Below are 13,121 nucleotides of genomic sequence, written 5' to 3'. Positions count from 1 at the left end.
ACTCGGGGACGACGGGACCGCTCGTCACCTGCCACAGCACGAGGGCCACCACGATGACGGCGACACGGTGACGGCGGACCGCAAGCGGTCGTTCTTCGGCCCCTTCGGCCTGGACGCGGTGTCAGGGGCGGATTCGGTCACCGCGTTGTCCGCAGCGGTCGCCATGGTGTGTTCCCTCCGGTGGGGACCGGCCGTGTCACGGCAGGTACTTGTTGGTCCAGTCGTCGGACGAGACCTCGCGTCCGGTACGGCCCCGATGCTCTTCACGAACGCCAGCGTCTTGTCCCACCCGGCCTCGGACTGCTTGTCACTCGTGGGCCATGCGACCTGGGCGATGCTGCTCCGCAGTACGTCGTCGGGCACGCTCGGCAAAGTCTTCTGTGCCACCTTCGGCACGGTCTGCTCCTTCGGGTGGGCGGCGATGTAGACGGTCGCCTGCTGGACCGCGATGGCGAACCCTTCACGACGTCGGCGTTCGCGTTCGCCCAGCTCTTCTTCAGGGCCACCACCTGGCCGTATCCGGCGTCCTCGTAGGCCCATTGGGGAACCTTCAGCGGATCGGCCACCACGACACCGTCGCCGGCCTTCTGCACCTGGAGCGGGATCGGCTCGGACCTGACGAACCAGTCGATCTCACCTTTGACGAGGGCGGCCTTGTCGGCTGCCGGGCTGGGCAGCGAGACCCACTTCAGCTTGGCCGGGTCGACTCCGTGGGCCTTGAGGTACAGCCCCGCCTCGGCCTTGGTGTTGGCGGAGCTGGCGCCGGCCGTCGAGTCGGCCAGGGCCTGGGCGACCTGGTCCGCCGGAGTGTCGGCCGTCAACTCGTGCTTCTTGGCGAACGCGTCACTGACGACCAGGCCGAGCAGGTTGCCACCGCCGTTGGTACCCACCGAGACCTCTCCGAGTTCCTTCGAGTGGGCGGTGAGGACATTCGTCGGGCTGTCGTTGAGGAACTGCACGGAGCCGGACTCCAGGGCCGAGGTGCCCGTCGCCGCGGTCAGGGTCACGTACTTGACCTTGATGTCGTGCTGGTCGAAGTACCCGTTCTCCTCGGCCACCCGGATGGACGGGTCGAAGATGTTGCCGCTCAGGCCCACCGACACGGTGGTCTTGCCGTCCGCGCCGACCGAGGTCGAGTTGTCGGCGCAACCGGTGAGAAGGGCAGCGCCGAGGAGCGCGGAGGAGGTCAGTGCGAGGGTCCGGACGCCGGTGCGTTGTCTCATGGGAACTCCTTTGTTCACCAGGCCTGTTGGGTACGGAAGGAGCAGTTCCAGAAGTCGTTGGCGGCCGGTTTCGCGACGGGGATGAGTCGGTAGTGCGCGCCGATCTCCATGACGGCGGACACGTCCGGCGAGAAGGCGGGCCAGTGCGGCAGGCCCGGACCGTTGGGGTCTCCGGTGGCCGCGAAGTGCGTCCAGTACGAGGAGACGGTCTCCGCGTTCTCGTGGTCCTCGTCGGTCCACGGTCCGGTGCCGGGAGCGGGGTTGCCGAAGACGTAGTCGATCTCGGAGCCATGGGAGGCGCGGCGGGGGCCGGGTCCCTGGGCCGGGGCGCGATGCGTCCAGAAGTACGTCCGGACGGGGCGGGTGGCGTGCCGGCTCCAGTCCGTGGCCCACAGGTACGTCGAGATGCGGGAGTTGTCGCGCACGGCCCGGCTGCTCGCCCACGCGGCCTCGTCGTGACGCACGCCAACTCGAACAACTCTCCGCCCGCCGACCGGTCCGTCACGGGATGGCTCGCCCTGGCCCGCGCCGGCGACTTGCGCGTGATCACGTCCGCGGCCACCCTGGTCGAGGTCGTCCACCCCCGGACCAACCGCCCGGCCCTGCAGTGGACGCTGTCCCGCCTCGTCGTCGAGCCGGTCACCGAGCCCATCGCCCGCCACGCCGTCGCTCTCCTCGCCGCCGCCGGCCTGCACGGCCACCAGTCCGCCGTCGACTCCATGCTCACCGCCACCGCCCTCGCCGCCCCCGGCCCCGGCCCCGGCCCCGGCCCCGTCACCATCCTCACCGCGGACCCCGAGGACCTGGCCGCGCTGTGCGGCGGACAGGCCACCGTGATCAAGATCTGACCCAGGCCCTCGTCGACGAGGGCCCCTTTCAGATCTGCATCTACTCGTCATCAGGCTCTGGTGTTTCCGACGTCCGCGCCGTCTACGCGTCCGGGTGGTGGATCATCTCGGGCTCGGCGATCCTCCGCGCGCCGGCCGCCTTCGGCATGACACCCTCTCGACGTTCCGCCGACACACCGGCGGCCGGCGGCGAACCGCACGGACCGGCCGCATCCGACCGGTCCACCGCACCCGACCAGTCCGCGGCGCGCTGACCTCGCGCGTCCTCACCGCCGGAGGCACATCGAAATGTCCCGTCCCGCCATGACCGCGCACACCCTCACCAGCCCGTCGCACACCACGTCCTACCTCGCGGCCGGCCCGGCCGGGGGGCCGCTGCTGGTCTTCGTGCACGGCTGGCCCGCGCTCGCCGCCACGTGGCGGAAGCAGCTGACACACTTCGCCGCGCTGGGCTACCGGGTCGTGGCACCCGACCTCCGGGGCTACGGCCACTCCACCGTGTACGGCTCCCCGGACGCCTACCGCCAGGAGAACGTCGTCCACGACATGCTCGAACTGCTCGACCACCTCGGGCGCGACCGGGCGGTCTGGATCGGCCACGACTGGGGAAGCCCAACCGTCTGGAACCTCGCCGGCCACCACCCCGACCGCACCGCGGCGGTGGCCAGCCTGGCCATTCCCTACCGCACCCTGGAACGGGGCCTGGCGGCCATGCTGCCGCTGGTCAACCGCGACCTGTACCCCGAAGACACCTATCCCATGGCGCAGTTCGACTACATGGCCTACTACGAGGAGCATCCCCAGCAGGCCACGGCGGTGCTGGACGCCGACCCGGGCAGCAGCGTCAGGGCGCTGTACCGGCGCGGCGACCCGATCGCGCTGGGCACGCGGGTCTCCCCGCGGGCCACGCTACGGCGGGACGGCGGCTGGTTCGGCGGGGCCGACCGCGCCCCCGACCTCCCGCTGGACACGGCCGTCCTCACCGAGGAGGACGCCGATGTCCTCACCGAGTCGCTGACGCGCAACGGCTTCGCGGGACCCACCGCCTACTACCTCAACCACGAGGCCAACGCCGTGTACGCCCGGCAGGCGGTCAACAGCGGCCGGCTGGACCTTCCCGTCCTCTTCCTGGGCGCCGACTACGACGCCACGGCCGACGTCGTGACGACGCGCCTCGCCGAGCCCATGCGCGCATACTGCTCCGACCTCACGGAGGCGCGCGTCCCGGCCGGCCACTGGCTCCACCTCGAACGCCCCGACCTGGTAAACGCGCGCCTGGTCGACTGGCTGAGCCGCACCGGCATCACCCCGGCCCCATAGCACCCACGCGGTGACCGGGGGGCCTCGCCCCGGGCCGCCCTGCGCGCCTCGCGGCGTCCACGCGCCGCGGAATCCCTGACCTCACCCCTCGCGACGATGGCATTGCGTGCAGGGGCGGGCCAACACCGAAGGCGAAGCCGCATACATCGCCCGCGTCACCCAGACCGAGCTGGAGAACAGCGAGTACTCCGTAGCCGACACTTGGTCATACCTGCTCGCCCTATGCGTCGTCGCTTAACTCGGCGAGGCGGATGGCGAACCGGCCCTCGGCGGTGTTCTTCCGACCGAACCAGTCGAACACCTCCCTCAGCGGGGAGTCTTGTGCGCTGCGGACGCCGACGCCGTCACCCGATCGTGGCCGCGCTGAAAAGCCTCACTGACTCTTCTGTAAGAGGCGGCCCGCAGCGAAGACGACGAGCCGCCGGCAGTCTTCGTGACGATCACCTGAGAAGCAAACGGCAATCAGAGCCTCGCCGTGGAGCGGTTCGGGCCGTGGAAGACCGTTTATGAACACCATCGGATGTGCTCATCCGTCGCCCGCGCGTTCCCCGTCGCCGTGCCCACTCCGTCCCGGGCCGCCCGGCTGACCAGGGCCCAGCTGCGTGGTATGCGAACACAGCATGACGACCGATACCTGGGACCGCGTCGGTGGTCACTCCGTATGGCCTTTGGGCGTGACCACCGACGGCCCGCAACTTGCAGTCAAGACGCTGCGAAGCTCACCCCTGGCCGCCCTGACGCGCCTTGAGCCAGGCCACGCTCTCCTCGACCAGGTCGAAGATGTCCGCCCCTTCAGCGATGCCATCCGCTTCGATGATGTGCACGCGGATCGAGTCCCGGCCGGCGTCGAGCGCGTCCGCCAGGGCCACCGTGCCCTGTCCGGCGGCGACTTGGGGTTCGCCGCGTACTGCCGGGCCGTCTTTCACGTGGACGAGTTCGACGCGTTCGCCGAGCCTGGCGACCACGTCGGCGGGGACCTGGCCCGCGGTCTGTGCCCAGTAGAGGTCGACCTCGGCGACGACCGTCGGATCGAGGGCGTCCCACAGCACGTCGTAGCCGTAGCGGCCGTCGTCGAGCGGGGTCCACTCCCAGTAATGGTTGTGGTAGCCGACCCGCAGGTCATGGGCTGCCGCTGCCTTGGCGAGGGCGTTGAGGCGGTCGGCGTACCGGCGCACTCCGTCGGCCGAGACCAGGGCGTCGCGGGTGAATCCGGGGAGTGCTTCGGGGGTGGAGGCGATGGCGACGGGTGCGCCGGCCTCGGCCATCTCCTCGAAGAACCAGCCGGGATCCTCCGCGTCGGGCAGGCGGGCGTGGGTGGAGGAGACGGTGAGGCCGGCGGCGTCGATGTCGGCCTTCAGCGAGCGTGCCTCGGCGAGTCGCGCGGTACGGGTCAGTTCGCTGCGGCCCAGGCGGAAGGGTTCCACCGCGGTCACGCCGAGGCCGGCGATCCTGGCGAGTGTGGCGGGGCGGTCCTCCAGGACGTTCATCAAGGTGTAGAGCTGCAAGCCGATGTCCGGCATTCCGAGTTCCAATCTGTCGGGGTCACTGGGGCACTGGGTCACTTCACGGCGCCGGCGGTGAATCCGGTGATGAGGAAGCGCTGGAGCAGGAGGAATCCGGCGACGACCGGGAGGGACACGACCAGCGAGGCGGCCATCACCTGGTTCCAGTAGACGTTCGCTTCGGTGGAGTACGCCTGCAGACCAACGGCCAGCGTGCGGCTCTGCTCGTCGGTGAGGACGGAGGCGAACAGCACTTCGCCCCAGGCCGTCATGAAGGCGTAGATGCACACGGCGACGATTCCCGGTGTCGCGGCGGGCACGATGATCTGCAGCAGGGTGCGCAGTGGCCCGGCACCGTCCACCTTCGCCGCTTCGTCGAGGTCGCGCGGAACGGTGTCGAAGTACCCGACCAGCATCCACACCGCGAACGGCAGCGAGAAGGTCAGGTAGGTGACGATGAGCCCGGTGCGGGTGCCCACGAGGTCGGTGCCGAGGTTCTGGTCGGCGTAGACGAACAGCAGGTACAGCGGCAGCAGGAAGAGGATGCCGGGGAACATCTGGGTGGCGAGCACCGCCGACTTGAAGCTTCCGCTGCCGGGGAACTTCCAGCGGCTCAGCGCGTAGGAGGCGAAGACCGCTACCAGCACCGACAGCACCGTGGCGGACACGGCCACGATCAGCGAGTTGACGAAGTACTGGGCGAGCGGCACGGTGTGCCAGATGTCGATGAAGGACTGGATCGTCGGCGACGACGGGATCCAGGTGAACTCGCCCTGCACGTCGGGGAGAGTCTTCAGCGACGAGGCGAGCATGACGTACAGGGGTGCCAGGACGAACACCGACAGCAGCGTCAGCGTGACGTAGCGGAAGATCCGGTAGCCCGGGGTGTCATGATTCATGGCCGGTCCTTCGGGTGAAGGCGAGATAGCAGGCGCTGACCAGCGCCAGGAACAGCAGGAGCAGCACGCTCATGGCCGAGCCGAGGCCGAAGTTCCAGGTGGCGAACGAGCTCTGATAGATGTGCACGGAGATCAGGTCCCCGGCCGGCGGGGCCGAGCCGCCGAACAGGACGAACGGGGTGCTGAAGTCGTTGAAGGTGTGCAGGAACATCACGAGGACCAGCACCTTGTTGACAGACGAAAGCAGCGGCAGGGTGATCATCTGGAGCTGCCGCCACGGCCCGGCTCCGTCGATGCTCGACGCCTCGTAGACCTCGCTCGGGATCGCCTGCATGCCGGCCATGAGGATCAGGAAGGCAAAGGGCCACATGCGCCAGATCGCGACGACGCACTCGGCCCAGAAGGCGTTCTGGCCGATCAGCCAGAACGGGTTGGAGTCGATCAACCCGAGCTGGCTGAGCAGGTGGTTGAGCATGCCGTTGTCGCGCTGGAAGATGAAACGCCAGGTGATGACCGCGGTGTACGCGGGCAGTGCGTAGGGCACGAGGAACAGCGTCCGCAGCACCCCCCGGCCGCGGAAGCTTCGTTGCAGCGCGAGCGCCGCGGCCATGCCGACGAGCCAGGCCCCGGACAGGACGACGGCCGTGAAGCCGAGGGTGACCAGGAACGACTGGGCCAGGGACTTACCGGTGGGGCCGTCGAAGTCCAGGACGATCCTGAAGTTTCCGAGGCCGGTGAAGGGCGCCTCCCACCAGTGGCTGATCTGGTACTGCGTCACCCGCAGGCCGCTCATCGCCACGCCGAGCACGATGGGCACGAAGTGGATGAGCAGTTCGAGGGCCAGGGCGGGGAGGAGGAAGGCGTACGGGATCCACCGTCGGCCCTGCCCCCGGAAGCGGCCTCCTCGCGCGGGTCGCTTCGGTGTGTCCGGGGCCCCGGGGCTCTCTCGTGTCCCGGAAGGACTGATGACTGCCATCGTCCTGCTCCTAGCTGCCCGCTTCGAGCTTCTGGTCGGCCGCGGTCATCTCGCTCTTGATCGTGGCCTTGCCGGGCTGCTTTCCGGTCGCGGTCTGCGCCGCGAAGGAGCTCATCGCCTGGCCGACCAGGGTCTCGAACTGGGCTTCTTCGGCGATCTGCGGAAGCGGTACGGCGCGGGAGTCGAGGGTCGCGCGGGCCACGGCCAGCGTCGGGGTGTCGAACGCCGGGTCCTTGGCGTCCGTGACCGAGGGCAGCGTCCCGTAGGTCTTGTTGAGGATCACCTGCTCCTTGGCGCTGGTCAGGAACTTCACGAACTGGGTGGAGCCGTCGAGGTTCCCGGTGTTCTTGAAGACCGCCACGTTGATGCCGCCGACGAACGAGCCGATGTCCTTGGCGCCCGCCGCCGGCGAGTCCTGCGCCGGCACCGGGACGACGCCGTAGTCGGCCGTCGTCATCTTGTACTGGCCCAGGGTCAGACCGGTCGACGACTGGGCGAGGATCATCCCGGCCTTACCGGACGCGAAGTTCTGCAGGAGAGCGACCTTGTCGGTCATCTCGGCGTCGGACGGGTTGACGATGCCGTCCTTGCCGATCCAGGACAGCCACTGGTCGATCCCGTCGACCATCCCCGTGTCGTCGAACTTCGGGGTGTGGCCGTCGAAGACCTTGGCTCCGTGCTGGGTGCCGAGAATGAACGCGAAGTGCGCGGCGAACGAGGACGAGGCGCCCTGCAGGCCCAGACCCCACTGGTCGGTCTTGCCGTCGCTGTTGGTGTCCTTGGTGAGCTTGCGCGCGTCGGCGACGAACTCGCTCCAGGTCTTCGGCGGCGAGCTGATGTTCGCGGCCTTGAACAGCTTTTTGTTGTAGAAGAGTTCGTACGAACTGGTGTAGAGCGGCATGCTCGCCGGGTCCTGGCCGGTGGCGCCCGTGGACTTCAACGCCGCCGGCAGGAAGCGGGACTCGCCGCCGACCTTGGCCAGAAGTTCCTTGTCCCACGCGACGAAGGCTCCGGTCGCCTGGAGTGACGCGGACCAGGTGTTGCCGATGTTCAGTACGTCCGGTCCCTTGCCGCTGGTCGTCGCGGCGAGGATGCGGTTGAGGAGGTCGGCCGAGGGGATGACTTCGAGCTTGACCTTGACGCCGGTCTGCTGGGTGAACTTGTCGATCTCCGGCTGGAGGATCTTCTTGTCCGCGTCGAGGCTGGTGCTCTGGTTGGTCGCCCAGTAGGTGATGGTCTTGTCGCCGGAGGCGGAGCTGGAGCCGCCGCCGCACGCCGTGACACCGGCGCCTGCCAGCGTCGCCGCAGCCGCGAGCGCGACTGCACGGGTTCTGCGCTGCATGGTGATTCCTCTCAGGTCATGCGTGATCGATCGGGGTGGTGCTCGGGATCGGTGCCGGCGTGCGGGGCCGGAGGGGTTCAGGCCGAGACGGACTGCGGGAGGGCCGCGGCCGCGGGCCGCCCGGCTCGACTGGCGATGGCCCGGACTCCGCCGGCGAACGTCGACTGCTCGATCGCCTCAAGCACTTCGAGCACGTGCAGCGCGAACTCGCCCGGGACGCGCAGCGGTGCGCCGCGCAGGGAGTCGACGAGATCGTTGACGCCGTGGCCGCGGAAGGGGCCGGCTTCCGGGGCGCGGGTGGGCGGGATGACCGGGGGGAGTTCGGACCAGTCCGCGTCCGTACGGCGCTTGATGAGGACCGGGGCGTCATGACGGTTCGGGTCCGGGATGTTCAGGGTGCCCTCGGTGCCGTACACCTCGATGTGGGGCAGGGTCATGTCCCAGATGTCGAAGCTGTAGAGGGTGGAGACGATCGCGCCGGAGACCGTGCGGAGGATGGACGCGGTGGTCGTCGGGACGGTGACCTCGACCTCGTCGACGACGCGGTCCGGGGCGGTCACGGCGATCCGGGGGCTCGGGATCGTGCTGGTGCCGACGACCTCGGCGATGGGTCCGAGCAGGTTGACCAGGGCGGCCACGTGGTAGGGGCCCCAGTCGAGGGTCGGGCCGCCGCCGGGCTGGAAGAAGAACCCGGGGTTGGGGTGCTTGGCCTCGACCTTGGACGAGCGGACGAAAGAGGTTGCAGCGAAGGGCGTGCCGATCAGGCCCTGGTCGACAGCGGCGCGTGCTGTCTGGCCTGCCGTGCCGAGGAACGTGTCGGGGGCGCCGGCGAGGACGCGACCGGCAGCCTGTGCCTGCGCCAGGTTCTCGCGGGCCAGGGCGACCGTCGCGGCGAGCGGCTTCTCGCTGTACACGTGCTTGCCGGCGGCGAGCGCGTCCCGCGTGACCTCCCAATGGGCCACGGGGGGTGTGATGTTGACGACGACGTCGACGTCCGGGTCCGCGTAGAGCTCGTCGGGTGTGCCGTACGCGGGGATGCCGTGGAGCTCGGCCTTGGCGCGGGCTCTGCCGACGTCGATGTCGGCGATCCTGATGATGGGCAGGTCGCCGTACCAGGCAAGGCCCCGGGCGTAGGCGTCGAAGACCATGCCGGCGCCGACGACGCCGATGCGTGCACGAGGGGTTGATCGATTCACCGTGTCTCCCAGGTCGCGGTCGAGCGGAGCGAGTCCGCCGGTGGATGAGACCGGACGTGCGAGACACGATGGAAGCTAGTGGCGGCGGTGGAAGGCGGTAAAGGCCGCCGGTTCGTTGGGCGGACCGCCCTTCGCTCCGCCCAGCTCAGAGGGTGTTGCGCGGCCCCAGGAAACGCCCGATCCCGGTCGGCGAGAGCAGTTGCTCGATGCCCAGCACCATCGCTCCGACCATCGCCGCGTCCCGCCCCAACTCGCTGCGGGTGATGGACAGTTCGCGGGTGGCGAGCGGCAGGGCCTGCCGGTACACCACGCCCCGTACTGCGGAGAGCAGGTCGTCGCTGGCCTCGACGACCTCGCCACCGACCACGACGTGCCGCGGGTTCAGCATGTGGATGCACAGGGCGATCACCTCGCCCAGCGTGACCCCGGCGGCCCGCACCGCGTGCAACGCGTCCGGCAGGCCGTCGCGCAGGCGTGCCACGAAGTCCCGCATCGCGGCACCGTCTTCCGCCACGTCGAGGGTCGGTTCACCGGTCGCCGCGAGGCGCCGTGCGAGCGCTGCGGTGGACGCCACCGCCTCGACACAGCCGGCCTTTCCGCACCGGCACACCACCTCCTCGCCGCCGGGGACACGGATGTGCCCGATGTCCCCGGCCGCGCCGTCGGCGCCCCGGTGCAGCGTCCCGTCGGCCAGCACGAACCCGGCGCCGATGCCGGCGCCGACGGTCACGAACAGCACGGGCAACTGCTCGGGCGGCACCGTCCGCGCCTCACCGAGCGCCATGAGGTTGACGTCGTTGTCCACGAGGACGGGGCAGCCGAGCGCGCTCCCGAGCCGCTCGGCCACCGGGAAGCCGTCCCAGCCCGGCATGATCGGCGGACGGACGGCCATGCCGCGTGCCACGTCCACCGGGCCCGGCAGTCCCACGACCAGGACACGGGGCCGGTCCGCCGGGACCTTCGCCTGTTCGAGCAGGTCGGCAAAGCGCTCCACCAGAAGGGCCACGGTGAGCTCCGGGCCCTCGGCCAGCGCCCAGGCAACGGCCGTGTCGGCGAGTACCCGCTGAGTCAGGTCGGCCACCACACAGCGCGTCGAGAAGGTGGTGAGGTCGGCGATGAGCACGACGCCCGCGTCACCTGCGAGGCTGAGCCGCAGTGCCGGCCTGCCTCTTCCCCCGCCGCCGGCGTCCTCCCCGTGCAACAGGCCCGCGTCCACCAGATCCTGTACGTGCGTGTGGATCGAGGACCGTGAGAGTCCGGTGAGCCGGGAAAGGTCCAGGCGGTGGGACGCCTCGCCGGCCGCGACCAGCCGGGCGATCTGACTGCGAACCGCGTCGGGGTGACGGCGCGAGCCGGTGCCCGGGGCGCCCAGTCGTGCTGCCACGGTTGCTCCCTTAATGAGGTCGACGACATCAACAGACGATTAATATTCCAGAAACGACAATATTCAAAGGGCTTTCCTGACAGAAGTCCGGCTCTTACTGTTGCCCGTGGATGAGACCGGAACAGCGAGCTCCCGTACGGCACATGCCGAAAGGATCTTGCATGGCTGCCCCGACGACTGGGCACACGCACACCCCACGCGTCACCGAAACCCCTGTACGACGTCCACGCATTCCGCGCCCACGGGTCGCCGTCCTCGGCGCCGGAATGATCGCAGGAGTCCATGTCCGCAGCGCACGCGCAGCAGGCGCCGACGTCGTCGGCATCCTGGCCTCCTCACCCGAGCGCAGCCGGGCGGCGGCGCGTGACTGGCAGATCGACGTCGCCTATCCGGACGTCGACACCGTTCTGAGCGACGACCGCATCGACGTGGTCCACATCTGCACGCCCAACCACCTCCACGTCTCCCAGGCCCGCGACGCACTGCTCGCCGGCAAGCACGTCATCTGCGAGAAGCCGATCGCCACCTCGGCGGCCGAGGCCCAACTGCTCGCCGACACCGCCATGGCCTCGGGACGGATCGCCACTGTGCCGTTCGTCTACCGCTATCACCCCATGGTCCGCGAGCTGCGCGCCCGGGTCGCCGCCGGCGGCTTCGGCCCCTGGCAACTCCTGCACGGTTCGTACCTCCAGGACTGGCTGCTCCCGCCCGGAAGCACCAGCTGGCGGGTGGACCCCACGGTCGGCGGCCCGTCGAGGGCCTTCGCCGACATCGGCTCGCACTGGTTCGACCTGGTGGAGTGGGTGGCCGGGGTCCGTATCGCCGAGGTACTGGCCGAGACCGCCACGACGGTGGCTGAACGGCCCGACGCCGCAGGCCCTACGTTCTCCGGCAAGCCGCTCGCCGGCTCCGTACGCGTCCCGGTCACCACGGAGGACGCGGTCGCAGTGCTCGGGCGGACCACGGACGGGGTCCTGGTGTCCGCGACCGTCTCGCAGGTCTCGGCCGGCCGGAAGAACCGGCTGTGGTTCGAACTCGACGGCGCGGACGCCAGCGCCGTCTTCGACCAGGAACTGCCCGAGTCCCTGTGGCTCGGCTACGGGAACCGTACCGAAACGCTGGTCCGCGATCCGATGTCCAACTCCCGTGAGGCGGCCCGGCTCTCGCTCGTACCCGCCGGACACGCCCAGGGCTACCTGGAGTGCTTCGAGAACTTCGTCAAGGACACCTACGCCGCCCTGCGCGGCGAGGCCCCGGACGGCCTGCCCACCGTGCTCGACGGTGTACGGTCCGCCCGCCTCGTCGACGCGGTCCTGGCCTCGGCGGACCAACGTGTGTGGACCACCGTCCCCGGCTGACACCCATCCCTCTCACCGAAGGACCCGCGCCGTGAAGCTCGGATTCCTGACAGCCTGCCTCCCCTCCCTGTCGCTTGAGGAGATCGCCAACTGGGCCGCCACCGAGGGCTACCAGACCCTCGAAGTCGCGGCTTGGCCGAACACCGGCGGCCGCGACTTCGAGGCTTCCCACCTCCCCGTGGCGACCTTCTCGGCGGCCGACGAGGACGCGACCCGCGAACTCCTGCACCGCACCGGACTGGAGATCAGCTCCCTGGCCTACTACGAGAACAACCTGCACCCCGACCCCGCCACCCGGGAGGCGATCAGATCCCATCTCCGGCACGTGATCGACGTGGCGGCACGGCTGGGCGTGGAGTCGGTCGGCACCTTCATCGGACGCGATCCGGGGCGCTCCGTCGTGGAGAACCTGCGCGAGGGCGAGAAGGTCCTGCCCGAGCTGGTCACCTACGCGGCGGATCACGGGATCAAGATCGTGATCGAGAACTGTGTGATGGAGGGGTGGCACCCCGACGGGTATCCGGGCAACCTCGCCTACTCCCCCGAGCTGTGGGAGTGGATGTTCGGGCTCGGCTTCTACCTCAACTGGGACCCCTCGCACCTGACCTGGATCGGCATCGACCCCCTCACCACGATCGAGCCGTACATCGATCGGATCGTCCACACCCAAGCCAAGGACGTCGAACTCTTCCCCGGCAAGCGCGACCAGTTCGGCTTCTTCGGCACCGTGCACAAGGGTGGCAACCCCTGGGAGATGGGCTGGTGGCGCTACCGGGTACCCGGCCTGGGCGAGGTGGACTGGCGCCGCGTAGTCGACCGCTTCCACGAACTCGGCTACGCCGGCACCGTCTCCGTGGAACACGAGGACCCCGTCTGGTCCGGAACCGAGGACAAGGTGAAGCAGGGCCTGCGCATCGCCCACCGGACACTACGACCGCTCATCGGCGAGTAGGCGACCGAGGAACGACGAGTCCTGGCCACCGGAACGAACCCGTGGGACCAGGCCGTGTCCGCCTTCCCTGCTCCGCGCCCATGAGCGTTCTCTTCCCGACGAACCGGAACCGCGAGTCACG

At 69.4% G+C, this 13,121-nt stretch carries 12 protein-coding genes; 4 read left to right on the top strand and 8 right to left on the bottom strand.

Annotated elements, in window-relative coordinates:
- Nucleotides 1-263: 263 nt before the first annotated feature.
- Together ACFWXC_RS26955 and ACFWXC_RS26950 are read right to left on the bottom strand one after the other, a co-directional pair.
- Nucleotides 264-1,223 (bottom strand): ABC transporter substrate-binding protein, encoded by a 960-nt coding sequence (locus ACFWXC_RS26955; protein WP_384482730.1) that lies wholly within the window; start codon nt 1,221-1,223, stop codon nt 264-266.
- Nucleotides 1,224-1,237: 14 nt separating this feature from the next.
- Nucleotides 1,238-1,687 carry a carboxylesterase family protein gene (locus ACFWXC_RS26950; RefSeq protein WP_384482728.1) on the bottom strand — a complete coding sequence of 150 codons (450 nt, stop codon included), beginning with the start codon at nt 1,685-1,687 and terminating at the stop codon, nt 1,238-1,240.
- Here ACFWXC_RS26950 and ACFWXC_RS26945 point away from each other — a divergent pair.
- Together ACFWXC_RS26945 and ACFWXC_RS26940 are read left to right on the top strand one after the other, a co-directional pair.
- A complete protein-coding gene (locus tag ACFWXC_RS26945) occupies nt 1,679-2,071 on the top strand; it encodes a DNA-binding protein (RefSeq protein WP_384482726.1) in 393 nt (130 codons plus the stop codon). The genes ACFWXC_RS26950 and ACFWXC_RS26945 overlap by 9 nt on opposite strands.
- Before the next feature lie 303 nt (nt 2,072-2,374).
- Nucleotides 2,375-3,391, top strand: coding sequence for an alpha/beta fold hydrolase (locus tag ACFWXC_RS26940; RefSeq protein WP_384482724.1), 1,017 nt, complete (start codon nt 2,375-2,377; stop codon nt 3,389-3,391).
- A 719-nt stretch (nt 3,392-4,110) separates the two neighbouring features.
- On the opposite strand, the gene ACFWXC_RS26935 is transcribed toward ACFWXC_RS26940, so the two are convergent.
- The 6 genes from ACFWXC_RS26935 to ACFWXC_RS26910 all read right to left on the bottom strand — a co-directional run bounded on the left by ACFWXC_RS26935 (nt 4,111) and on the right by ACFWXC_RS26910 (nt 10,690).
- Nucleotides 4,111-4,911 carry a sugar phosphate isomerase/epimerase family protein gene (locus ACFWXC_RS26935; RefSeq protein WP_384482722.1) on the bottom strand — a complete coding sequence of 267 codons (801 nt, stop codon included), beginning with the start codon at nt 4,909-4,911 and terminating at the stop codon, nt 4,111-4,113.
- Nucleotides 4,912-4,949: 38 nt separating this feature from the next.
- On the bottom strand, nt 4,950-5,792 hold the full coding sequence (locus ACFWXC_RS26930) for a carbohydrate ABC transporter permease (RefSeq protein WP_384482721.1): 843 nt from the start codon (nt 5,790-5,792) through the stop codon (nt 4,950-4,952).
- Complete coding sequence (locus ACFWXC_RS26925) at nt 5,782-6,768, bottom strand: carbohydrate ABC transporter permease (protein WP_384482719.1); 987 nt, start codon at nt 6,766-6,768, stop codon at nt 5,782-5,784. The genes ACFWXC_RS26930 and ACFWXC_RS26925 overlap by 11 nt, the downstream gene beginning before the upstream one ends.
- Nucleotides 6,769-6,778: 10 nt before the next feature.
- The gene (locus ACFWXC_RS26920) at nt 6,779-8,110 is read right to left on the bottom strand and encodes an ABC transporter substrate-binding protein (RefSeq protein WP_384482717.1); all 1,332 of its coding nucleotides are present in this window, start codon (nt 8,108-8,110) and stop codon (nt 6,779-6,781) included.
- Between the two features lie 77 nt (nt 8,111-8,187).
- On the bottom strand, nt 8,188-9,306 hold the full coding sequence (locus ACFWXC_RS26915) for a Gfo/Idh/MocA family protein (protein WP_384482716.1): 1,119 nt from the start codon (nt 9,304-9,306) through the stop codon (nt 8,188-8,190).
- A gap of 145 nt (nt 9,307-9,451) precedes the next feature.
- A complete protein-coding gene (locus tag ACFWXC_RS26910) occupies nt 9,452-10,690 on the bottom strand; it encodes an ROK family protein (protein WP_384482714.1) in 1,239 nt (412 codons plus the stop codon).
- Between the two features lie 161 nt (nt 10,691-10,851).
- On the opposite strand from ACFWXC_RS26910, the gene ACFWXC_RS26905 reads away from it, so the two are divergent.
- Both ACFWXC_RS26905 and ACFWXC_RS26900 read left to right on the top strand, forming a co-directional pair.
- Nucleotides 10,852-12,048 (top strand): Gfo/Idh/MocA family protein, encoded by a 1,197-nt coding sequence (locus tag ACFWXC_RS26905; RefSeq protein WP_384482712.1) that lies wholly within the window; start codon nt 10,852-10,854, stop codon nt 12,046-12,048.
- Nucleotides 12,049-12,079: 31 nt separating this feature from the next.
- Complete coding sequence (locus ACFWXC_RS26900) at nt 12,080-13,000, top strand: sugar phosphate isomerase/epimerase family protein (protein WP_384482710.1); 921 nt, start codon at nt 12,080-12,082, stop codon at nt 12,998-13,000.
- Nucleotides 13,001-13,121 lie beyond the last annotated feature (121 nt).

The sequence above is a fragment of the Streptomyces sp. NPDC058683 genome (assembly GCF_042716195.1).
Classification (GTDB): domain Bacteria; phylum Actinomycetota; class Actinomycetes; order Streptomycetales; family Streptomycetaceae; genus Streptomyces.
The sequence above is the reverse complement of the archived record's forward strand: the minus strand, read 5'-3'. Positions and strand labels throughout refer to the sequence as shown.